The organism is Mycobacterium sp. D16Q13 (assembly GCF_002013375.1).
Lineage (GTDB): Bacteria > Actinomycetota > Actinomycetes > Mycobacteriales > Mycobacteriaceae > Mycobacterium.
Window position 1 is genome coordinate 305470 of the sequence record NZ_MAEW01000010.1, and the last position, 22321, is coordinate 327790.

Annotated in this window: 27 protein-coding genes; 15 read left to right on the forward strand and 12 right to left on the reverse strand. The window is 63.7% G+C overall.

All coding sequences use genetic code 11. The features are described 5' to 3' along the window. Positions 1-72: 72 nt before the first annotated feature. Genes B4400_RS12530 through B4400_RS12550 form a run of 5 tightly spaced genes read left to right on the forward strand, consistent with a single transcriptional unit; the run spans position 73 to position 5924 of the window. Complete coding sequence (locus B4400_RS12530; protein ID WP_078311452.1) at positions 73-945, forward strand: SDR family NAD(P)-dependent oxidoreductase; 873 nt, start codon at positions 73-75, stop codon at positions 943-945. Then, on the forward strand, positions 942-1802 hold the full coding sequence (locus B4400_RS12535; RefSeq protein ID WP_078311378.1) for an SDR family NAD(P)-dependent oxidoreductase: 861 nt from the start codon (positions 942-944) through the stop codon (positions 1800-1802). Before B4400_RS12530 ends, B4400_RS12535 begins: the two co-directional genes overlap by 4 nt. Then, positions 1799-3340 (forward strand): flavin-containing monooxygenase, encoded by a 1542-nt coding sequence (locus B4400_RS12540; protein ID WP_078311379.1) that lies wholly within the window; start codon positions 1799-1801, stop codon positions 3338-3340. Before B4400_RS12535 ends, B4400_RS12540 begins: the two co-directional genes overlap by 4 nt. Next, entirely contained in the window at positions 3337-4371 is a 1035-nt protein-coding gene (locus B4400_RS12545) for an alpha/beta hydrolase (RefSeq protein WP_139361383.1), read from the forward strand. Before B4400_RS12540 ends, B4400_RS12545 begins: the two co-directional genes overlap by 4 nt. Continuing rightward, positions 4368-5924: a flavin-containing monooxygenase gene (locus tag B4400_RS12550; protein ID WP_078311380.1), complete on the forward strand. Its 1557-nt coding sequence runs from the start codon at positions 4368-4370 to the stop codon at positions 5922-5924. The genes B4400_RS12545 and B4400_RS12550 overlap by 4 nt, the downstream gene beginning before the upstream one ends. Here B4400_RS12550 and B4400_RS12555 read toward each other — a convergent pair. The 3 genes from B4400_RS12555 to B4400_RS12565 form a co-directional block, all read right to left on the reverse strand. After that, positions 5875-6501, reverse strand: coding sequence for a TetR/AcrR family transcriptional regulator (locus B4400_RS12555; RefSeq protein ID WP_078311381.1), 627 nt, complete (start codon positions 6499-6501; stop codon positions 5875-5877). The genes B4400_RS12550 and B4400_RS12555 overlap by 50 nt on opposite strands. A gap of 128 nt (positions 6502-6629) precedes the next feature. Continuing rightward, positions 6630-7193 (reverse strand): peroxiredoxin-like family protein, encoded by a 564-nt coding sequence (locus tag B4400_RS12560; RefSeq protein ID WP_078311382.1) that lies wholly within the window; start codon positions 7191-7193, stop codon positions 6630-6632. After that, a complete protein-coding gene (locus B4400_RS12565) occupies positions 7190-8293 on the reverse strand; it encodes an oxygenase MpaB family protein (protein ID WP_078311383.1) in 1104 nt (367 codons plus the stop codon). Before B4400_RS12565 ends, B4400_RS12560 begins: the two co-directional genes overlap by 4 nt. Before the next feature lie 153 nt (positions 8294-8446). Here B4400_RS12565 and B4400_RS12570 point away from each other — a divergent pair, with 153 nt between their 5' ends. After that, a complete protein-coding gene (locus B4400_RS12570; RefSeq protein ID WP_078311384.1) occupies positions 8447-8674 on the forward strand; it encodes a hypothetical protein in 228 nt (75 codons plus the stop codon). Here the strand turns inward: B4400_RS12570 and B4400_RS12575 are convergent. Together B4400_RS12575 and pheA are read right to left on the reverse strand one after the other, a co-directional pair. After that, positions 8671-9357: a histidine phosphatase family protein gene (locus tag B4400_RS12575; protein ID WP_078311385.1), complete on the reverse strand. Its 687-nt coding sequence runs from the start codon at positions 9355-9357 to the stop codon at positions 8671-8673. The two genes, B4400_RS12570 and B4400_RS12575, sit on opposite strands and share 4 nt — an antisense overlap. Then, positions 9354-10280, reverse strand: a complete 927-nt coding sequence (gene pheA, locus B4400_RS12580; RefSeq protein WP_078311386.1) for a prephenate dehydratase — start codon at positions 10278-10280, stop codon at positions 9354-9356. Before pheA ends, B4400_RS12575 begins: the two co-directional genes overlap by 4 nt. A 146-nt stretch (positions 10281-10426) precedes the next feature. Between pheA and B4400_RS12585 the strand changes: the two genes are divergently transcribed. Further along, a complete protein-coding gene (locus B4400_RS12585) occupies positions 10427-11212 on the forward strand; it encodes a DUF2470 domain-containing protein (protein WP_078311387.1) in 786 nt (261 codons plus the stop codon). Here the strand turns inward: B4400_RS12585 and B4400_RS12590 are convergent. Beyond that, positions 11209-11898, reverse strand: a complete 690-nt coding sequence (locus tag B4400_RS12590; protein WP_078311388.1) for an alpha/beta fold hydrolase — start codon at positions 11896-11898, stop codon at positions 11209-11211. The genes B4400_RS12585 and B4400_RS12590 overlap by 4 nt on opposite strands. A 79-nt stretch (positions 11899-11977) precedes the next feature. Here B4400_RS12590 and B4400_RS12595 point away from each other — a divergent pair, with 79 nt between their 5' ends. Next, a complete protein-coding gene (locus B4400_RS12595; protein ID WP_170914993.1) occupies positions 11978-12715 on the forward strand; it encodes a CPBP family intramembrane glutamic endopeptidase in 738 nt (245 codons plus the stop codon). A 93-nt stretch (positions 12716-12808) separates the two neighbouring features. Here B4400_RS12595 and B4400_RS24645 read toward each other — a convergent pair whose 3' ends face one another. Beyond that, positions 12809-12991, reverse strand: a complete 183-nt coding sequence (locus B4400_RS24645; protein WP_170914987.1) for a hypothetical protein — start codon at positions 12989-12991, stop codon at positions 12809-12811. A gap of 59 nt (positions 12992-13050) precedes the next feature. Between B4400_RS24645 and B4400_RS12605 the strand changes: the two genes are divergently transcribed. The 4 genes from B4400_RS12605 to B4400_RS12620 all read left to right on the forward strand — a co-directional run bounded on the left by B4400_RS12605 (position 13051) and on the right by B4400_RS12620 (position 16349). Continuing rightward, positions 13051-13983, forward strand: a complete 933-nt coding sequence (locus B4400_RS12605) for an LCP family protein (protein ID WP_078311391.1) — start codon at positions 13051-13053, stop codon at positions 13981-13983. Positions 13984-14001: 18 nt separating this feature from the next. Continuing rightward, positions 14002-14559, forward strand: coding sequence for a ferritin (locus B4400_RS12610; protein WP_078311392.1), 558 nt, complete (start codon positions 14002-14004; stop codon positions 14557-14559). 172 nt (positions 14560-14731) lie between these two features. Continuing rightward, positions 14732-15277, forward strand: a complete 546-nt coding sequence (locus B4400_RS12615) for a ferritin (protein ID WP_078311454.1) — start codon at positions 14732-14734, stop codon at positions 15275-15277. Positions 15278-15455: 178 nt separating this feature from the next. Then, on the forward strand, positions 15456-16349 hold the full coding sequence (locus tag B4400_RS12620; RefSeq protein WP_078311393.1) for an SAM-dependent methyltransferase: 894 nt from the start codon (positions 15456-15458) through the stop codon (positions 16347-16349). A gap of 51 nt (positions 16350-16400) precedes the next feature. Here the strand turns inward: B4400_RS12620 and B4400_RS12625 are convergent, their stop codons facing one another. The 4 genes from B4400_RS12625 to msrA form a co-directional block, all read right to left on the reverse strand. Then, a complete protein-coding gene (locus tag B4400_RS12625) occupies positions 16401-17225 on the reverse strand; it encodes a glycerophosphodiester phosphodiesterase (RefSeq protein WP_078311455.1) in 825 nt (274 codons plus the stop codon). Positions 17226-17244: 19 nt separating this feature from the next. Continuing rightward, a complete protein-coding gene (locus B4400_RS24745) occupies positions 17245-18309 on the reverse strand; it encodes a DUF4328 domain-containing protein (RefSeq protein WP_286151550.1) in 1065 nt (354 codons plus the stop codon). A 180-nt stretch (positions 18310-18489) separates the two neighbouring features. Beyond that, entirely contained in the window at positions 18490-18816 is a 327-nt protein-coding gene (locus B4400_RS12635; RefSeq protein ID WP_078311394.1) for a rhodanese-like domain-containing protein, read from the reverse strand. Positions 18817-19060: 244 nt separating this feature from the next. Continuing rightward, a complete protein-coding gene (msrA, locus tag B4400_RS12640) occupies positions 19061-19807 on the reverse strand; it encodes a peptide-methionine (S)-S-oxide reductase MsrA (protein ID WP_078311457.1) in 747 nt (248 codons plus the stop codon). 176 nt (positions 19808-19983) lie between these two features. Here msrA and B4400_RS12645 point away from each other — a divergent pair, with 176 nt between their 5' ends. The 3 genes from B4400_RS12645 to B4400_RS12655 all read left to right on the forward strand — a co-directional run bounded on the left by B4400_RS12645 (position 19984) and on the right by B4400_RS12655 (position 21660). After that, positions 19984-20139, forward strand: a complete 156-nt coding sequence (locus B4400_RS12645; RefSeq protein WP_109556173.1) for a hypothetical protein — start codon at positions 19984-19986, stop codon at positions 20137-20139. A 197-nt stretch (positions 20140-20336) separates the two neighbouring features. Further along, positions 20337-20960 (forward strand): superoxide dismutase, encoded by a 624-nt coding sequence (locus tag B4400_RS12650; protein ID WP_030096167.1) that lies wholly within the window; start codon positions 20337-20339, stop codon positions 20958-20960. A 166-nt stretch (positions 20961-21126) separates the two neighbouring features. Then, positions 21127-21660: a peptidase gene (locus tag B4400_RS12655; protein WP_078311396.1), complete on the forward strand. Its 534-nt coding sequence runs from the start codon at positions 21127-21129 to the stop codon at positions 21658-21660. Positions 21661-21723: 63 nt separating this feature from the next. On the opposite strand, the gene B4400_RS24655 is transcribed toward B4400_RS12655, so the two are convergent. Further along, entirely contained in the window at positions 21724-21870 is a 147-nt protein-coding gene (locus B4400_RS24655) for a hypothetical protein (protein WP_170914988.1), read from the reverse strand. Positions 21871-22321 lie beyond the last annotated feature (451 nt).

Genomic DNA, 22321 nt, shown 5'->3' on the forward strand with positions numbered 1-22321 from the left:
GTTCTCGACGAGGAGAGGTCCGCGCATGGTTGAAGCATCGTTCCGATTTACGGCTCCCCGGGGGTGTTCGTCATGCCGGTAGCCGTTGTCACCGGGGCGGGCAGCGGCATAGGCCGGGCGACCGCCGAGCGATTCGGCCGTAAGGGCTGGACGGTCGTAGTTTCCGATATCGATGAGACGACGGGAGCCGAGACGGTCGATCGCATCGCGGGGGACGGCGGGAAGGCCGTCTTCCGCCGCCTGGATGTCGCAGATCTAGCCGACTGGGAGCAGTTCACCGACTGGGTATGTGAGCAATACGGGCCCCCGGACCTGCTGGTGAACAACGCGGGCATCCTCATCGCCGGCGGATTTCTGGAGCAGACGGGTGCGGACTGGCGACGAATGATCTCGATCAACATGATGAGTCCGCTCGTCGGGTCGCGGCTATTCGTACAGCGCATGATCGACGCGGGTGCGACGGGCCATATTGCCAACATCTGCTCGGTCGGGGCGTTCATGCCGACACCCTTGGCGCCGTCGTACGTTGTCGCGAAACAAGGGGCTTGGTTCGGAACGCAGGCATTACGCGCCGAATTCGGCCGCCGCGGTATCGGTGTCAGCGCGATCTGCCCCGGCCTGATCGATACGAACCTCTCCGCGAACGGCACGCGCAGCGGCGTCGACAGTCCCACGGGCACAACGTGGACCGACAAGCTGAGCCGCGGGCAACACTTCCTCGGCCGATCCCCCGATCACGTCGCCGCGGCCGTCGAACGCTCCATGCGATGGAACCTGTCCACCGTGCCCGTCGGTCTAGAGGCGTGGTTCGGCTGGTACCTGTACCGGCTGTCTCCTGGCCTGACGCGTGGGCTGCTGGGTCTGGCCCGGATGCCCTTGGCCGATCGTGTCGTGGATCTGGGCGCGCGTGCGCTGACCACCCTGGGTATCGGAGGAAATCGATGAAGACCGCAATAGTGACCGGTGCCGGCTCCGGTATCGGACGAGAAACCGCTCGCCTCTTCGCTTCTCGGGGCGACCGGGTGATCCTCGCGGATATTGATCTCGACGCGGCGGAGGCCGCGGCGGGTGACATCGCCACCGGCGGCGGCACGGCGATCGCGTATCAGCTGGACGTCGCGGATGAACAGCAGTGGGAGACGCTCGGCACGTGGGTCGGCTCCGAGTTCGGCGCGCCCAACCTGCTCGTCAACAACGCCGGAATCATGGACTGGGGCGGGTTTGTCGACACGACCGCGCAACAGTGGCAGCGCACCATGGACGTCGACTTGATGAGTGTCATTTACGGATCCCGGATCTTTGGCCAACAGATGATCGATGCAGGGGTTCGTGGGCATATCGTCAACATCGCTTCGGGGGCGGCCTTCCTGCCGCACAAAATGATTCCCGCGTACGGCACGGCCAAGGCGGCCGTTCTGATGGCATCGCAGGCGCTGCGGGTCGAGCTGCGCCGACACGAAATCGGGGTCACCGCAATATGCCCCGGTGTTATCAACACCAATCTGATCGCCAATGGCCATCGCGCCGGAATCAGTGACGACGATCAAACGCAGTGGTACGCACAGGCCGGCAAGATTCAATCGATCAGCTATGCGGGCCCGGAGAAGGTGGCACGCGCCATCGAGAGATCGGTACGCCACAACTGGGCCGTCGTTCCTGTCAATCCCGAATCATGGTTCATCTACGGCCTTTATCGGTTGTCGCCGAGCCTTAGCCGCGTCCTCACGGGCATCGGCTCATTCGAATTGGCCGACAGCCTGATGTCCCGGTTGCAGCCCCTCCTGAATCGAGTCGGACAGTGAGCACACCGCAACCGGAATTCGATGTCGCTGTCATTGGCGCGGGGCCCGGCGGTATCGCGGCGGGGGTCAAGTTGTTACAAGCCGGAATCGACAACATCGTGCTGTTGGAACGCGCCGACGACGTCGGGGGAAGCTGGCACGAAAACCACTATCCGGGCCTGGGAGTGGACGTTCCGTCCTTTGCCTACCAGTACTCCTTCGCGCGAAACTCTCAGTGGAGCAGGCTCTTTCCTAAAGGCGATGAGGTCAAGCAGTATCACGTCGACGTCGCGCAGCGCTTCGGCGTCTACGAACGGGTCCGCTTTGACACCAACGTCGAACGAGAAGAGTGGGACGACACCGGATTCTGGAACTTAGTCACCAGCGACGGTTCGGTCATCACCGCACGCTTCGTGATCAGCGCCGTCGGTGCCTTCGTCCGCCCCAAAGCCGATGTCGGCATCGCGGGGGCAGACTCCTTCAGCGGCAAGGTGCAGCGACCCACCGACTGGGACCACGCGTACGACATGACGGCCAAAAGTGTCGGCATCATCGGCACCGGAGCCAGCGCGGTGCAGATCATTCCCACCATCGCACCGCAGGTATCGCGCCTAACCGTCTTCCAGCGCACACCGGTCTGGTCCCTACCCAAGCCGGACCTCACATTGGGCCCGATCCTGCGTCGTGTGTACGCGGCACCCGGAGTGCAACCCGCGCTCAACGGCGCCGTGCTGGTGCTGGCCGACATATTGCTCCGCACGCTGAGCAAGGCACCGTTCCGATATTCACGCCCCGTGATGGACAGGTTCGATGCGACGTGCATTGCCGCATACCGCCGCTATATCCGCTGGATAGTCGACGACCCGTCCACCGGCGAGAAGCTGACACCGGATTTTGGCCCGCTCGCGAAACGCCCCACCATTTCCAATGGTTATCTGCGGGCATACAACCGAGACAACGTCTCACTGATCACCGAGCCGATCGAGAGAATCACGACCGATGGCGTCCGGACGCGCGATGGCGTCGAGCACCGGTTCGATGTGCTGATCCTGGCCACCGGATATGAGGTGTTCTCGGACCCGGAGACCTACCGGCCCGGAGCCATTCGGGGCCGCAACGGGTTTGACCTAGCCGCATACTACGCCGAACACGGACTGCAGGCCTACGAGAGCGTCGCTGTACACGGCCTGCCGAATCGGTGGACACTCTGCGGACCGTACTCGTGGACCGGATCGGGCTGGCACGCGTTTATGGAAATGACCTCCGATCACGCGGTACGCGCCATCGTCGAAGCCAACAGGCGTGGAGCTGGCTCCTGCGAGGTACGCAAGGAGGTTGCCGATGCGTACCATCGCATCGTCCGCCAGCGATCGGAAGCCATGCGCTACTACCTTGCCGAGCTGAACGGACACATCCCCACGTATTACCGGAACTCGCAGGGCGACAGTACGTATCTGCGGCCCGCGGGGTTCTTCGAGGCGCGGCGCAGTACACGCAAGTTCCCGCTCGACGACTACGAATACGCCTACGGGAAGCAGCCCGCAGAGGTGCTCACATGAATGCTCCGCTACCCATCGCCGTACCGGGCGATACCGTCAAGATCTCGATGCTGGGGAGTGGCTCAGCGCTGCAAAGGTTTACCCACGCGGTGGCCCGGGTTCTGCTGCGAGCACCGTTGGAGGGTCTAGCCAGACTCGCCGCGCGTTTTCCGTCATGGCGGACGCCCGGATTCCGCGCCGCCAACTTCGTCGAGGTGGCGGCTTACCCGTTGCGCCCGAGTCGCGGTACCCGGCGGCGCATCGTGACGTTTCCACACTTCCGTGCTGAATGGTTGTGGCATAGGGACCTTCCCGATCCGGAGAATGCGGAGGAGGGTGCGATCCTGTACTTCCACGGCGGCGCCTTCATCCTGGGCGGTCTACACAGTCACCGGCGCATGACCGCACGTCTCGCGCGCACGGCAGCGACGCGGCTACTCGCGGTCGACTATCGCCAGCTCCCGCTGGCGCATATCACCGAGTCCGTCGCCGATGCCATGACCACCTACCGATATCTACTCGACCAGGGATACGCCGCCGACAAAATTGTGTTCGCCGGCGATTCAGCCGGAGGCGGACTGGCCTTCAGCGCGGCTCTCGCCGCCCGAGACCTTGGGTTACCGGTGCCCGGTGGCATCGCCGCTATCTCCCCGTGGGCGGATCTCGATTGTTCGGCGAAGAAGGCCCATCCGAACGAGGCCCGTGATGCGATGCTATCTGGCCTCATTCTCTCGGTTCCGGGCGAATTGGGCATGGCCCCCGACGGTGAGTTGGACCCGTCCTGGTCATCGGTAAACCGCGATTTCACGGGCATGCCACCGGTTTTCATCCAGGTGGGATCGCTCGAAGTGCTGCTGGTCGATGTCGAGCAGTTGGCCCGCCGCTGTGCCGAAGCCACCGTGCCGTGCACGGTCCAGATCTGGGATCACGCCGTGCACGACTTTCAGATCGCCGCCGATATCCTGCCCGACGCCCGCGCCGCGGTAGCCGACATCGCGTACTTCATCAGCCAGATCACCAATCCGACCAACTCCAAGGCAGGCACATCGTGAGCACGCCCACTCCCCAGCATGAGGTTCTTGTCGTCGGCGCCGGATTCGGCGGCATCGCCGCAGGTGTCAAGTTACGCAAAGCGGGTATCGACGATTTCGTGATCGTCGATAAGCACCCATCCGTGGGCGGAACGTGGTTCATCAACAAGTATCCCGGTGTCGCGGTTGATATTCCGTCATTCATCTACAGCTATTCCTTTGCCCAGACCGGGAACTGGAGCCGGCTCTTCGCGCCCGGCGACGAGCTCCAGCAGTACGCCGAGGACGTGGTCGATGGGCACGGCCTGCGCGACAAGCTGCGGCTCAGCACCACGGTGCTCGGCGGAAGATTCGATGAGACCACCGATATCTGGCACGTGGAGACCGATAAAGGTGAGATCACCGCTCGCCACGTAATCGTCGGGATCGGTGGGCTGGAGGTGCCCAATCTGCCCACCATCCCCGGCATCGACACCTTCGCCGGTAAGCTCCAGCACACCACGTCGTGGGACCACGACTACGACCTGACCGGCAAGCGGGTGGCCGTGATCGGCACCGGTGCCACCGCGCTGCAGTTGGTGCCAGCGATCGCTGATCAGGTCGGTCACCTGGCGGTGTTTCAGCGCACCGCGATCTGGGTCGCACCCAAGCTCGACTTCAAGACCGGCCCCCTCACCCGATTCATCTTCGGCAATCGTGTGCTGCGTGCGCCGTTGCGCGGTGCCGGCATAGTGCTCGTCGAGCTAGGGCTCGGCGGTGCGCTGCTGGGCGGGCAGCTGCTGGGGGAACGCCTGTACAAGGCGGTGCTGCAGAGTGTGGGTCTGGCGCTACGGGGATGGATGTGGACACAGCTCCCCGGAGAACCCGAACTACGCAAGAAGCTCACGCCCACTTACGCGTTCGGCTGCAAGCGGCCATCCATGCACAACGAGTGGTTTACGACGTTCACCAAACCCAACGTCGATCTGGTGACCGAACCCATCGAACGCATCACCGAGAACTCCGTCATCACCGCCGATGGGGCAGAGCACGAGATCGATGTTCTGGTGTGCGCCACAGGATTCAAGGTCATGGAAAAGGGTGCCACGCCACCGTTCCCGTGCCTGGGTCGCGACGGCGTCGACCTGAACACGTGGTGGGACGAGAACCGCTACCAGGCCTACCAAGGAGTGACCGTCCCCGGTTGGCCCAACGCATACATGCTGATCGGGCCCTGGGCGTACTCACCCGGCTCGTACCTGGTTCTGTTGGAATCGACGGTTGCGCACGCCGTTCGGGCCATCAAGGAAACTCGCCGACGTGGAGCCACCCGTTGCGAGGTGCGTCAGGAGCCTCACGATAAGTACTGGCAGCAAATGCTTTCGCGCGCCGCCAAGAGCCACCTTCCCACACCGCTGTGCGCGGGCTCGAACACCTACTACATCAACTACCAAGGCGATGCGGCCGCGTATCGTCCATCAACCAACACCGAGATGCGCTTGCAGAACCGGTATTTTCCGTTCACTGACTATCAATTCACCAGCGCTAGCCGGCAGCACTCAGTCGATCTCGCCACGTCTCGAGGGTCTGCATGAACACGCTGGTTGACTGATCGGGCTCGACAAGACCCAGCGTGTGGTTGACCACCAACCCCATCCCCGTGGCAACAATTGCGGCCACGGCGTCGTCAAGAATCGGATGGTCCAGGGCTGCCACGCCCTCGGCTTCAAGTTGGCCCGCGAACACTGCCTTCACGCCCGCCTGCAAACCGGCCACATTCTCACGAATCAGCTGAGCCTGTTCCGGATCATGGCGGACCGCGAGTAGATACTCCGCGGTCAGACCGATCCAGTCGGTCTCACCACTGAGTACGCGCCACTTGGTCTCGACGATGGCAAGTTTGTCCGCTGCGCTCTCCTTGGCCATCATCGCCAACGCGACCTGAGTCAGCCACCCTTCGTAATGGATGCGCAGAAGTTGTTGACACAAAGCGTCTTTACTCTCGAAGTTGCTATAGATCGAGCCCTGGGTACGGCCGGCCTCGGCGGCAATTTGCGCAACCGTCGTCGCGTGAAAACCCTTTTGCAGGAAGACTTTCTCGGCGGCTGCGAGCACGATTTCCCGCGTCTGCGCCTGCAGTTCCTCGCGGGTCAGCGCCCTCGGCATCGACACCCCGATCGCTAGTCCCGCGCCCTGTCGCGCGCTTTCCGTCTCCCGGCACCGGCCGGTCGGTTCGCAGTATATCGATCTGCCGCAGCCGACTCGACGATCGTTACCCGGGACACGAACGGACCTCGGCGCTAAGGCGCTGTGCCGACAGAGCTAGGCAGCGGGGCCTGAACGAGCGCCTTGGCGATGTCGCCGGCCGCGGCGATGTCGGAGGCCTTGTGAGCCCGAAAGTCCCAGGTGACTTCGCGGCCTCCAGCCGTCACGACGAAGACGCCACCCAACTGATAGGGGTCCCCGGTCCGTTGATATGGATATATGCCCTCGCGTATGAGCCTCACCCACGGTCCGAAATTGGAGGGTCCGATCGTTCCCCCGCGATAGCGCCAGAGTCCCATCGTCCGATAGAGCGTCTGGTCCTGGGTTGTCAGCACCAGGAACCGTGTCTGGGTGCGCTTACGGAAGGTGAAGCCCTGAATGGAGGTGCCCAACCCGATGAAGACGACTTTTGCTCCGGCAGCGGCGATCTCGTCGTAGTACCTGTTGAGCGACTGCGCCTGCCGAACCGCGAACGCACTGCCGAACTGCCGCAGGAAGACGAACGCCACCGGACCGTCGGCCCACAGCTCCTGAAACTCATGCAGATGATGGCGATCATCGAGGAGCCGCTCATTCGCCATGATGTCGATACGTGTCATACCGACACCTCTGCCGGCTGCGCCGTGACCAGAGCATGCATCGGGCACGCGCTCTCCCCCAGCGTTCCGCCCTTGCCCTGTTGCAGTGTCAAGCCCACGTTGTGATCGAATGGCACCGGCCCTGCATCTGGCGCATGCCGAATCGCGTTGTGCATGTATCCCCACATCTCGTATCCGAACCAGGGCAAGATCAATTTTTCGACCACCGGATTGCGTAGCGCGCGCACCGCGCCCTTGATCGCAACGGTGCCGATGGCCGGCCTGATCCGCATGGTGGTCAGTCCACAGATCTCGCGGACATACGGCGTGAGCAAGGGGATCGCGGCCCAGATCGCCAGCTTGATTCCCGCGCCCATAATCACGTTGGGGTACAACGGCGTCCAGGGGTTATGCGTCAGGAAATCAGTGAGTTCCTGCGCCGGCCGTGTGAATGCCATCAGGTTCTTCTCCGCATTGCGAACCCAGGCCTCGACGTCCTCCGGCGTGGTGGGTAGCTCCCCAGCCGGCATGCCCATCAACTCGCACACGCGCACCTGCTCTTTGTAGAACTGGCACTCATCCTCATACGTCGCATTCGGATCACCGAACTTCTTGTACGCACGCCACAGGTGTGGCCACCCGACTACGTACGTGAACTTCAGTGTTTCAACGTGATTGGCACGGAATGACTCCCCCGTGGACGGTACATCACCGTTGATGTGCGCGTGCTTACGGAACAGGTCGCGACCGACCTTGACTGCCGCCTCGCTGTCACCCGCGACAGCGCCCGCGAAGAACAGCAGACTTCGGCGGACCCGGCCCACCGTGTCGTAGTAGTACGTCGTGTGCTGCCCAACGCCATAGGCCCCGTCCGGGTCGAGGACGGAAATAAACAGCCCCGAGAGCGCTCCCATCCCGGCGACCATCACGTTCTCGTAGACCTTGAAACTGAGCGAGTCGAGTCCGAAGTAGCCGTCGTTCTTACGCGGGGCCTCCGCGATCTGCAGTGCCCTCTTGCCGTTCTTGCCATGCAGCTTGAGCAGGAAGTCATACCGTCGGTCACGCCTGCGGCGTTGTTCAACCGTTCCGGCATATCTCGGGTCGTCGCGCAGGCTGCCCATGGTCGAACTCCTCTGAATCGCGTTATGACGTGCATATCCAAGCCATACAGATTGTATTGATATTCAGATTGTATTGCAATATCAATGTAAAAAGAAGGCTCCCTCGCCGCTCGGTTACGGCGACTCGTCGGTATACGGTGCTAGAACACGGGTATGAAGAAATCACCGGAGTGGCGGCACGCCATCAGCTGCGGTGTGGCCTGCCGTGATTGCATCCGAGATATCGACCACTGCCACGGAACATTGATCGTGCACTCCTCTCGGCATGCCGAGTGCACGGAACGTGACTGCGATGGGCAGTATCTGCTACGGCACAGCTTGGTCATTGATTGCATTGCCGCACAATGCGATTGCGAGGGCGAGATCCCGCTGGCGGTCTAGCCCATCGGGTCGGCCGACTGCGCCAGTTCCTCGGCGCTGGCGGCCTCCTGATGCGGGAAGGGCGCGGCCGCATCTCCCCAGTGCACACAGCTCCACCGTCCGTCGGTAATCGGCGCCAGCACAACCGCTTCCGCATTGCGCAGGTGATGGTTCACCGCAAAGCCAGGGTCCACTCCGGCGAGCGTGGCCGCCACCAAGCGGATCGCTGCCCCGTGGCTCACTACCACCACATCACCGGTCGACGCGTCGTTTTCCAGGTGCCGCAACCGGAGCTCGGCAACCACGGGCAGGTACCTGTCGAACACGTCTTGCGCGGATTCACCACCAGGTAAACGGGTTCCGAATTCACCGAAATGCCAACGCTCATATGTGCGGTCGAAAATCTCGAACGACTCCAGGCCGGTGTGGTCCTCCAATTCCCCTGCCTGCACCTCATGCAAACCGTCGAGCTGAAGCGCCTCCACGCCAAGATGTCCCGCGATCTCCGTGGCGGTCTGGACGGCGCGCAACGCCACCGAATGCACCAGCACGGCAGGCGCGTGCTCCTCGTACTGTTTGGCGAACAGCCGGGCCTGTTGCAGTCCGAGCTCGGTCAGCGCCGCACCCGGTGGTTTGGTGTCCAGCCTGCGTTCAACGTTTCCATACGACTGCCCGTGCCGGACCAGGACAAGGCGCCCGCTCATCGCAGCTTCCCTTCCCGCGTCTCGGCGAGCCATCCGGACGCCTCGTCCAATACCGGCGGGTTGGCGCCGGCGGGCGCTGCGATTCCTCTCGGCCACGATCCCAAATACCGCACATCCGCACAACGACGATGCAGGCCCTTGAGTGCCTCGCCGACGGCGACGTCGTCGATATGTCCGGCGCAATCCAGGAAGAACCGATAAGTACCCAGGCCGGTACGAGTAGGCCGGGACTCGATGCGGGTGAGATCGATATCCCGGATCGCGAACTCGTTCATGGCGGCGGCGAGAGCGCCGGGCACGTTCCCCAATCCGAGAACCACGGAGGTGCGATCCGAGCCGGTGGCCGACGGCGGCGGCCCCGGTTGCCCCACCAGCACGAAGCGCGTGTGCGCATGAGCCTCATCGACGACGCCGCTCGCCAGGGCATCCAGCCCCAGTCGTTGCGCGGCCCATTCCGTACATACGCCCGCGTCGGCCCGCAGCGCCTTCACATCCTCGGCCGCCGCAGCATTTGAGTTGGCAGCGATCAGCTCAGCGTTCGGCAGGTTGGCCGCCAGCCACTCACGCACCTGCGCGGCGGCGATCGGGAAACCCGCGACAGTCTTCACATCCTCCGCGGACGTCCCCGGTCGCACCGCGATGGTGAAGGACACCGGCAACACCGTCTCCGCGAAGATCTGCAACGGAGTGCCTACCGCCAAGGTATCGAGCGTCGGCACCACCGGGCCCTCGAGCGAGCTTTCTATTGGAACGCAGGCGTAGGCCGCGTCACCCTTCTGTACCTGCACCAACGCCTCGCGCGCACTGGCAACCGAGACCGGCTCCACCTCGGGAGAGCCGGGAATCCGCCCCGTCGTGCGCAGCGTGGTCAGCGCGGCCTCGGAGAACGTGCCTTCCGGCCCCAAATACGTGATGCGCTGCACACTTCAAACCTTAGGCGTTCCACCGCCCGGCGAACCCTCGACACAGGCGACAGCACAGGTGTCCCTTGCACTCTCCACCGTCCGTTGTTAACTTAGGCTTACCTCAGTTCGTCGGGTTCTCCAGGGTTTGAACAGGAAGGGTCACCATGACCGCAGCACCGCCCACCACCGCCGAGCGTGTTCGTTCGGCTTGCGCACGGGCCGCGAGCTCAACTCTCGCCATCGCCGGAGCCGATGTGGTCGGGACCTCGCTGCATCATCTGTTCGACGACGGCACCTTCGCCGTCGCGGTCCCCTCGGATAGCGCCATCGCCGCCACCGTCGTCGCGGCCGGCCAATCCGGGATGCCCGCCCTCCTTGAGCTGACCGACCAAGCACCGCTTCCCCTGCGCGAGCCGGTGCGCTCCCTGGTTTGGGTGCGCGGCAACGTGGTGGCCGCCTCCGACCGGGAGGCCCGCGGCATCGTCGACGTGATCGCCAGCCGGATACCCAATCCGGCACTCCTGGACATCCGCACCGATATGCGGCTGCGCACAGAGCCCGGCTCGGTACTGCTGTGCCTGAACGTGGAGTCCGTCGTCGTCGCCGACTCGACGGGAGCCGAATCGGTTGACGTCTCCGCACTGCTCGGTGCGCGTCCCGATCCGTTCTGCGCACTCGAGGCCGGCTGGCTGTCGCATATCGACCACGACCACCGCGATCTCGTCGAACGACTGGCGCGGCGTCTTCCCCTGAACCTGCAGCACGGCGAGGTTCGGCTGCTCGGCATCGACCGCTACGGCATCCAGCTGCGCGTAGAAGGCGCGGCGGGCGACCACGACGTGAGACTGCCGTTCAACGAACCCGTCAACGACACCGCAGGCCTGAGCCAGGCACTGCGCATTCTGGCCGGCTGCCCGTTTCTCAACGGACTGCGTGCCCGAAAGATCTAGCCCAGCAACAGTTCGCGCAATACCCCGGCGAACATCGCCGGTGCCTCACGATGCGCGAAATGACCTTGCCCAACAAGCTCTTTGACTCGCACGCCGGCGACCCGCCGTGCCAAATATCCCACCGGCTCGCGGAACTGCAGCGGCGAGTTCGCCCCTTCGAGTAGCAGCATCGGGATGACCACACGGGTGTACTCACCGAGCACCTCCACGCAATGATCCAGCGCCTGGAACTCCCGTGACACGGTCGCCGAGCGCGCCCGAACCGCCGCGCTCCCTTCCCGATTCGCCGTAGCCACACCGTCCGACACCGGAAGCGGTGGCTCGTATAACACGACGGCAGCCACATCGAGTCCGCGACGCAAGGCCTCCAGCACGACAACCGCGCCGAACGAATGGCCGAGTATCACCGCATCGGGTCCCGCTTCCGCGGCCACCGCGATGACATCGTCCGCCTCACGCGCCAGGCTGTGTTCCTCGGCGTCCGTACTCGCACCATGACCACGCCGGTCGACAAGAAAGCACGTGAAGTCCCGTCGCAGCTCTGTGGCGACATCTGACCAGGCCGCCCCCGAATCCATCGCGCCGTGCACCATCACGAGCGGCGGCCCCTCACCGGACACGGTCAGGCTCAGCCGAACCCCATCGGGCGACGCCACATAGCGCAGAGTGCTCACCACATCGGACACTCTTCCACCAATACCAGCCACAATGGGCGCCGTGGCCGAATCGGAGTCTTCACCTCTTCGCGTATGCGGCTCATCGGACATGACACCGCGCACCATCCGCATCGAGATCTGGATCGTGCTCGCCATCAGCTTCGGGATGAGCGCGATCAGCGCCATCCTGCAGTTCACGTCTGCCGTCCTGGCCGGGCTTGCCGGCCAGACCGTAGCGCTCAATCCCCGCCGCGCCGAGTTCAGCCTGATTGACCTGGGATTGAACCTGGTATCGATCACCCGGCTGGTGACCTGGGGCGCACTCGCGGTATATCTGTTGTGGCGCAGTGGTTTCAATCTGTCCTCGATCGGGCTCGGCCGCTGGCGCTGGCGGCCCGACGGCTTGGGTGCACTCGGATTGGCGGCGCTCATCGGGCTGCCGGGCCTGGCGCTGTACGTCGGCGCGCGCTGGATGGGCTTGAGCGTCCAGGTCATCCCCGCCTCCCTCGACGACACCTGGTGGCGGCTGCCGGTGCTGGTGCTGTCCGCATTCGCGAATGGCTGGGCCGAGGAAGTCGTTGTCGTCGCCTACCTACAGACACGACTGCGGCAACTGGGCTACGGAACGACGACCGCCATCGCGTCCTCGGCGCTGCTACGCGGTTGCTACCACCTCTATCAGGGTGTCTCGGCCGGTATCGGAAACCTGGCGATGGGTCTGGTCTTCGGATACGTCTGGCACCGCACCGGACGGCTATGGCCCCTGGTCGTCGCCCATGGCGTGATCGACACCGTCGCCTTCGCCGGGTACGCGTTGCTCCGTGATCACCTGGTCTGGCTCCATTAGCCTGATCTCATGGGACGCGCAGGATGACCGAGCCCACCATCCCCTTCCGTGGACGGCCTCCCCGTCGGCGGGAGAGCCGGGAGGACAGCGAGGTCATCCGCCGGCATCCGCACCAGCCACCTCCTGCGATGCGCGGCAACCCGCCGCGTCGCCCGAATCTCCCGCCTCCGCGCCGCGAACAACCACCGCCACCGAGGCCGTCTTCCCGTGATCCACGACCGCGTCGTCCGGCACCACCAGCCAAACCGCCACCGCCGCCGCCACCCTCGCGTCCACGACGCACACGACGATGGGGCGCCTGGATACGGCGCACCTTCGTTCTCGCGACGACCCTTGTGCTCCTTGGGTTCTGCACTATCGTCGGGACGGCATTCTGGATCGACGGACGGCTACATCGCGTGGACGCGCTCACCGACTATCCGGAACGCCCCTCGCCCGGTAGTGGCACCAATTGGCTTCTGGTCGGCTCAGATAGCCGTCAGGCCCTCAGCCCGGAACAGGAAGCAGAGCTCGCCACCGGCGGAGACACCGGAGACGGCCGCACCGACACAATCCTGCTGGTGCACATACCCGCGTTCTACGACGGCGGGCCCGCCACCATGGTGTCCCTTCCGCGTGATTCGTATGTCCCCATCCCCGGCTACGGAAGTGACAAGATCAACGCCGCGTTCACGCTCGGCGGGCCATCGTTGCTCACCCAAACCGTCGAACAGGCCACCGGGCTGCGCATCGACCACTACGCGGAAATCGGATTCGGTGGATTCGCCTCGGTGGTCGATGCCATTGGCGGCGTCGCGATCTGTCTCGACGAGCCGATCGACGATCCCTTGGCCGGAATCAGCCTGGCGCCCGAGTGCCAGACACTCAACGGACCCAATGCACTGGGATACGTGCGCAGCCGGGCTACGCCTCGCGCCGACCTGGACCGCATGACACACCAGCGGGCATTCATGTCCGCACTGCTTCACCGCGTGAGCAGCCCGGCGGTGTGGGCCAACCCGTTCCGCTGGTATCCCCTCGCCACATCCACGGCCGATGCCATCACCATCGCGCACGGCGATCACAGCTGGAATCTGGCCCAATTGGGTCTGGCCCTCGCGGGTTCCGTACAGACCCTCACCATGCCTATCGGCTCGTTCTCCTCGAACTGGGCGGGAGACATCGTCACCTGGGACGAGGACGCCTCGGCACGGCTCTTCGAGGCACTGCGCACCGGTCAACAAGTTCCCGCAGACCTCTTGCCCGACCCGGCCACAGCGACCCCTTGACGCACTAGGCTTTTCGGTGTGGCTACCACTGATCTCCATGCGCGCGCATCCTCGCCATTCCTCGAACTGTTGCGTGATCAGATCCGCAATGAGTTCACGGCCTCGCAGCAGTACGTCGCCATCGCTGTCTACTACGACGACGCCGATCTGCCGCAGCTGGCCAAGCGCTTCTATGCGCAGGCGGTCGAGGAGCGCAACCACGCGATGATGATCATCCGCTACCTGATCGATAAGAACGTCGCCATCTCCATCCCCGGCGTCGACCCCGTCATCAACGAATTCGCGGACGCGCGCGCACCCATCACCCTGGCCCTCGAGCAGGAAAAGCGCGTGACCGATCAGGTCACCGAACTCGCCCGCTCAGCCCGGTCTTCGGGCGATTACTACGGCGAGCAGTTCATGCAGTGGTTCCTCAAGGAGCAAGTCGAGGAGGTCGCCCTCATGGACACGCTGCTGACGGTCGTCGACCGGGCTGATAACGACCTGTTCGATCTGGAGAACTTTGTGGAGCGCGAACTCAGCCGCCCCGTCGGCCAGGATGCGACGGCACCCCCCGCAGCCGGCGGCGCGCTCTAAATCAATTTTGCGCACAGCGATTCCCAATTGAAGGTGCGCGTGCATTAACTTTGGCTAAGTTAAGAATAAGCCAATTAGCTTGCGCAATATTCAACCATTACTTAGGTGACGATAACCTCATTAAGGTTGACCTTGGCTGACAATGCCTCTGACCTGGTCTATTGTCGAATTCATGTCCGCGACCGACACCCCCAAGACTAAATTCAACGCGCTCCTCCATGACCAGATCGGCCACGAGTTCACCGCGTCGCAGCAATACATTGCAATTGCCGCGTATTTCGATGATGCCGACCTTCCACAGCTCGCCGCGCATTTCTACAAGCAGGCGGTCGAAGAACGTAATCACGCCATGATGATCGTGCGTTACCTCATCGATCGACGCGTCCACGTGGAGATCCCCGCCGTGGGTGCGGTGACCAACGGCTTCACCGCACCGCGCGAGCCGCTGGCCTTGGCGCTGGCTCAGGAGCAGACCGTCACCGAGCAGGTCACCGAGCTGGCCCGCACGGCCCGGGATGAGGGCGACTACATCGGTGAGCAGTTCATGCAGTGGTTCCTCAAGGAGCAAGTGGAAGAGGTTGCCCTCATGGACACGCTGCTCACGGTCGCCGAGCGTGCCGGAGACAACTACTTCGACCTCGAGGAGTTCGTGGCGCGCGAGATCTCGGTCGAATCAAGCGATCCCACCGCGCCCCCGGCAGCGGGCGGCTCGCTGTAGTCGTCCTGACGTCTCGCTGACTGCTCTCCCCTGCTCTCGACCGTGATCGAGGACGGGGGAGAGTTTGTTTTCGGCCCCATCACACCCATTCGGGTAACCCCCGTCGGCTAATCTTGAATGGCAGATACTGATTTGCCATCTCTGACGACGACGCGCCGGGAAGGGGGCGGTGGACCGGATGTTCCGCGGCCGACACATTCAGTTGACGCTCACCGCTTCTCGTGCCATCGAGTCACTTCGCGCTAATCCTTTGTTTGTCGATGCATTGGCCGAACATCTGGTACAGGCATCGGGTGAGCCCTACGCGCTGGCGCTGCTGAACCATCAACCAGTGGATTCGCCCGTTGCTGCGGACTCGACTAGCGACCACAAATCCTTCATCGCGCATTGTCGGTCGCTCATGACGAAGCATTACGACGATTCCCTCCTCGCGGCGACGCGTTCCGGCGCCCGCCAGGTGGTGCTGTTGGCAGGCGGACTAGATACTCGCGCCTATCGGCTGGACTGGCCCGAGGACACCACGGTCTTCGAAGTCGACTACCCCGAACTGCTCAGCTTCAAACAAGAGGTACTCGCCGATAGCGGCGTGGAGTCACGTGCCGAGCGCCGACAGGTCGGAACATTCCTCAGCGGCCCATGGCAGTCAGACCTCACCGCCGCGGACTTCGATCCAGACCTGCCCACCGCGTGGCTCGCAGAGGCACTTGTCTCACACCTACCCGGCCCGAGCCATGACGCGCTCTTTGAGCGAGTCATCGAGATGTCGGCGCTCGGCAGCAGCATCGCCACCGACACCGATGGCATCGCGCCCTCTGGTCAACCGTGGGCTGACGTCCGTGATGCGTTGGGCCCGAACGCATTGCATGCAGACGGGCTCTCCCCGGTGAACGACGGACGCACCCTGTCCGGGGAGTGGCTGTCGGGACATGGCTGGCTGATACGAACAACCACCGGTCACGAACTCGCGGAACGCTATGACCGTCCGTTGGACGGCGAGCCGGCGCCATACTCCCAGGAATTCGCGGAACGCCGGTTCCTTACCGCGACGCTACCGGCGACGTATTTGTCATAAGCGGAGAACTCGGCCCCGTGGTGGGATTCCGCGGCGCACGCGTGGTTTCGGCTACAGCGCAGTACCGGTGAGGCCCCGCTGTAACCATGATTTGGTGCGGCCGGGATGGTTGGTCGCGATCCAGGCGACGCCAATGCTTCGGCAGAATTCGACGTCCTCGTAGTGGTCGACCGTCCAGCAGTACGTCGCCCGTCCTTGAGCCGCTGCCCTGTCGACCAACTCCGGATGCTCACGCAGGGTCGCGATGGACGGTCCCACCGCGGTGGCTCCCACCGTGGTCGCCGCGCTGCCCCCTAGATACCGGGACGTCTCGCCCAGCAGCACTGTCGGCAACATGGGGGCCGCGCGACGAATGCGCCACACCGCCGCAGCCGAGAAGGACATGACGACCGCCCGCGACATGTCCGCCGATGCCGGTGCGGCGATCCCGAACCGGTGCAGCAGAGCCAGCACCTTGTTTTCCACCAGCGACCCGTAGCGGACCGGGTGCTTGGTTTCGATGAACAGCTTCACCGGGCGGTTCCAGTCGAGCACGAGCGAGACCAGCTCCTCCAACGTGAGCAGGCCGGTCCCTGATCCGGCCTCTGCGCCGCCCGAATGCCAACCGCCGAAGTCCAACGCGCGCAACTGACTCAGTGTCATCTCGCTGACCAACCCGGTCCCGTTCGACGTGCGATCCACCCTGCGATCGTGCACGCAGACGAGCTGTCCGTCCCGAGTAAGGCGGACATCGCATTCCACCCCGTCCGCTCCTTCTTCGAGAGCGAGCTCGTAGGCGGCAAGGGTGTGCTCGGGCCGGTCCGCCGACGCACCCCGATGCGCGACGACGAACGGATGTCGTTTAGCCCTGCCGTCTATCTCGTCGGCTCCTTGCACAAGCTGGGGCTCCGCCCCATCACCAGGCTCCGGCGACTCGGTCACGCTCCAATGCTGCCGGTTCTTGCCCCATCGGTTCAACCGCAGCGCCGGAATTGTCCCCGCGTGTCGTCGGCACATCCGGACGATCAGCATCAATGGGCACCGGCCCCTGCGGGGATTCCACCGCTAGCCAGCGCACCGAGCGGTGCTGCCCCTCCGGCGCGGTGAAGCCGTTGTACACGCGCCGGAGTGACCAGGCCGCAACCGCAGCGACGGCGTAATCGAGGGTGGTGAACAGCGCGTTGTCGGCGACGCCCTGCACGGTGAGCGGATCGCGGACGACCCACGTCACGAGCACCAGCAGCCACGTCACGCCCCACAAAATCGACCACCACACGATGTTTCGGTACTGCCGGTACCACCGGTTTTCGACCTTGGCGAGCTCGAGAAGCAGCAGGGGTATGCCAACAATGTTCACGATCGGCACCAGACAGCCCACGCGGATCTCCCACCGCGCCCGCGGATCGTCAAATCCCAGGTCGCGGTATGTTTCAGCACGCCGCCCGATCATCCAGTCGGTGAGGAACCACGCGGTGGCGGCCATCACCGCGAAGGCAACCGCCACGCTGAAGAGCACTAGCCCGTTCGAGGTGCTGGCGACGAACCGCGGAATCAGCGCTCCGCGGTTGTAAACCATCAGCGCATATCGAAGAAAATGCGCACACGAAACGATTGCCAGGGTGATGATTGTGGCCAGCAGGAGCCTCTCGAGCACCCGGCTGGGGATATGACCCCCGGCTATCCCTTGGCGTGAGGACCCGGCCGGTTCGATGTGATCGACCAGACCCCAGCGCGGGATGTATCCGTACCGCGGTGTCGGCCCCAGCGGACGCCGACGGCGGGCCGGCGCCGGGGGCGAGCCGGGACGCACGGCAATCCATCGATATCCCGCGGGAAGCCGCGTGGGACGGGCCGGAGGACGCCCGGCGGGCGTTGCCACGGGACCCTGCGCAGTGGGTGGAACCCAGTACTTGCCAGTCGGCGGCTGCGCCCCGGCGGGCGGACGTGGTATCGGCGCGGAAGGACGCGGCGAGGCAGTCATCCCCGGCTCAAGCAGCGTGCCCCGACACCGCGGGCACCAGTATCGACGCTGCTCACGCACGTTCCACTGGGTACCGCAGCGGGAGCACACCTGGATCATTCGTCCAGCGTAACGGCCTGAGGGCGCAACCTGCAGCGAGTAGCGCACTGGTGCCAACCCGAGAGGGAGGTCGCCGGAAACTCAGCTGATCGTCGGTTTACCTGCCTGTACCCAGGCCAGCATGCCACCTGAGACGTTGCTGACATCGAATCCATTGCGGTTCAGGTAAGCGGCGGCGCGCTGAGATCGTCCGCCCGCATGGCAGATGACCCACAGCGGAGCGTCCGGATCGAGCTCGTCCGTCCGGGAGGGCACATCACCGAGCGGTATATGTTGCGCGCCATCGATATGCCCGGCCGCCCACTCGTCGTCCTCACGGACGTCAAGCAACTTGACACCAAGATCAAACGCGGCCGAGATCTCATCGATGCCGACCTGAGGGACCTCATCGCCCGAGGGGAAAGTCATCGTCCATTCCTGTCGCTCAATTGGGGTGACGGCTGCTGTGCCTGCAACTTTTCGCGGTGTGACGTACGCCACAGCAATGTCGGCTTATCCACAGTATCCACAGGTTGATCCACAAACCACAGGCTGCTCATTTGTATTTGCGCTGGCCAGGACTTCGTGGAGGCGCTCAGCTGGGCTGGCGACGGGGAACCGTAGCACTGCCTGTGCATAGTTAGCGAATTCATAGTCACCGCCGTGGGATAGCTCACGGCTGTGCTGGATCGCCGGGTGGCACATCCAGTCCGACAGGGCAGGAAACCGACGTCCCGCCGAGTCCGCAGTACCCGTTTGGGTTCTTGGCCAGGTACTGCTGGTGATACTCCTCGGCGTAGTAGAAGCGCCGCGACGCATGTCCGATCGGCCCGTCCAACGGAGCTATCTCGGTGGTGACCGCTCCATATCCGGCGTCAGCAAGTGCGAACCCGTACCGCGTAGCACTCTCGGCGGCCTGCGACACCTGGCTCTCACTCGTCCCATAGATGGCCGAGCGGTATTGGCTGCCGCGATCGTTGCCCTGCCGCATGCCCTGAGTGGGATCGTGACTCTCCCAGAACTGCACCAGAAGCTGCTCGTAGGTCACCTCACGGGGATCGAACACCACCAGCACGACCTCCGCGTGCCCGGTCTGCCCAGAGCACACCTCGTCATAGGTCGGATTGGGCGTGTAGCCCCCGGCGTATCCAACCGCGGTGGAATAGACGCCGGGAACCGTCCAGAAGCCCCGTTCGGCACCCCAGAAGCACCCCTCGCCAAACACCGCGGTTTCCAGCCCCTCCGGGAAGGGCGGCACGGTGGCATGACCGTTGACGAAATGAGTGCCGGATATCCGAATCGGGGTGGCACGCCCGGGCAGGGCCGCACCCTCCTCCACGATTGCCGGCTTTCCCGGTGCGAGCCCGCCTTCGAGTCGCCCCAAGATCTGATCGCGAACGTTATTTACCCAAGAAGCCATGCCCCTGATGGTACGCCGCGGCACCCCGCCAATTTGCTGGTCTAGCTGGGGTTTCCAGGTACACGCAGGGTGAATTTTCGCGCATCGCGATTTGGAGCTATGATGACCGTCACACGCGAGATGCTGTGACTCATCTCACCGTGACGGTAGTTGCACAGCGTGACAGGAGGGCGGCGATGACGGCACAGTCGGCAGGGCACGAGTCGATGTCCACTTCCGGCTGGCAGTTGACCCCACGCTGCTACAACACCTCCTACCGCGTCGCAGCCTTCCGAGCGCTTGTCATCGCCCTCATTCTCGCCGCCGGCCTCGCGTTTCTCATCCTGATCTAGCCGGGAGTCTCGGCGATCCGTTTCCACCGGCCAACATTGGGTGACCAATTGAGGATGCGTGCGTCCTTGCGACGCGTTGCGCAATAGAGCAGGGTTGAATCGGTAGGCCGGCGCATCCGGTGCATCCGGTTTGGCCGTGTCTTCTCATGGAATGGATCTGCACACACGCGGATACGAAGCAAGCCGAAAGGAATCTCGTGGCTGAGTACACACTGCCCGATTTGGACTACGACTACGGAGCTCTGGAGCCCCACATCTCAGGACAGATCAACGAGCTGCACCACAGTAAGCACCACGCGGCCTACGTGGCGGGCGTCAATTCCGCTGTCGCCAAGTTGGAGGAGGCCCGCGAGAAGGGGGACCACGCCGCGATCTTCCTCAATGAGAAGAACCTGGCCTTCCACCTCGGTGGTCACGTGAACCACTCGATCTGGTGGAAGAACCTGTCGCCCAACGGTGGCGACAAGCCCACCGGCGATCTGGCCGCGGCTATCGACGACCAGTTCGGCTCGTTCGACAAGTTCCAGGCGCAGTTCACCGCGGCAGCCAACGGTCTGCAGGGTTCGGGTTGGGCAGTGCTCGGCTACGACAGCCTGGGGCAGAAGCTGCTGACCTTCCAGCTGTACGACCAGCAGGCCAACGTCCCGCTGGGCATCATCCCGCTGCTCCAGGTCGATATGTGGGAGCACGCCTTCTACCTGCAGTACAAGAACGTCAAGGCGGACTACGTCAAGGCATTCTGGAACGTGGTCAACTGGGCCGACGTGCAGGACCGCTACACCGCGGCCACCACGAAGACGTCGGGCCTTATCTTCGGCTGATCTCGCTGTTTCGCTTGGGCCCCGGGTTTGTTACGAATCCGGGGCCCAAGTGTGTTATCGGCGTGTCCGCTAGCAATTGCGGGGCGACTCCGCGCATGGTAATTCTGGAATAAGCAGCGTCGCGCAGCGTGGATGTGGTGTCAGAGTGATTGCGAGCGTGGCAGATATGGCAACTAGTTCCGATCAGCCGATCGAGATCGCACCCTTCCACGCGGGCGGATCGCTCAGGGGGTTCGTGGTGTGCGGCCGCTGGCCCGATTCCACCAAGGAATGGATGCAGCTGTTGATTGTGACAGTGCGCATCGCCACACTGCCCGGATTACTTTCCACCACAACGATTTTTGGCGCCCGCGAAGACCTGCCCGACGATCCCGCGCCTGGCATGGTGGGTTTGGTCGTCGCCGAAGGCACGGTACTCGGGGAGTCGGCGGTCGCACCCGGGCATTTTGCAGAACATCAACCACCGGCGCTGCTTATGCTCCATCCGCCATCCGAGACCAACCCCACACTGCCGGAATGCCTTGGTGCGGCCTCAGGTTGCCTACTCCTTCCCGGATTGCCACATCTGGGCCTAGAGCATCGGGCAGCATGGGTTGAGGCCGAATCAGATGGCACGGTGACTTCGGTGGTGAGTCGGGTGGGTATCGATCCCATCAGCGATCCCGACACGGCCGTATTGGCCATGTTGCTTGCCGCGTAAAGGAATTCGTCGGCTAGACTTCCCACCACTATCGGCCATGTCGCCGCATACCTGTTCTTCTGCTTAGGTTTTCGATCCGGCATCGTCGTGCCCGCGATGCTGGCCGAGAGTCGCATCACCCGTGTCGTCGTCATCACTACTCGCGCCAAACAGCCATTCGGCGAACCGGTTACGTTCGGTGCGCTCGGCCTCGACGACCGCCCCGAGCACTATCCGTCAGCCGCCGCCAGTGACAACGGCATTCCTGGGCAAGCTCGGCAACCATTCCCACACTGATGACAATGAGGCCTGAGCTGCGCTGCCGTTGATCGATCGCGCGTGCGGGCCGCCGCCCAATGTCTGCCCCAGTTCACGGCCCCTCCGTCGCCATCGGAAGCGTCTCCGGGGCCATTCTCCCCAAACGGCGCATCACCGTCCGCGCAGGTTTAGCGTTCCCGGCTCCGGGAGTTGGATTCGGCGCAGGAACAACGCAAACCACCGCCCTAAACCAGCGACCGCCCGCGCGACTCGTTTCATCTCCCTGGCGATCATTTCCTCAAAATTCACGCCGGGCTCGATGACACGACAATGCCAACCGCCGCCGCGCCGCCAGCGACCATCGGTGAAACCACGCGCTGATGGGCGCGCCGACGGTCACGGTGTGCGCTGTACCGGGCGAGTC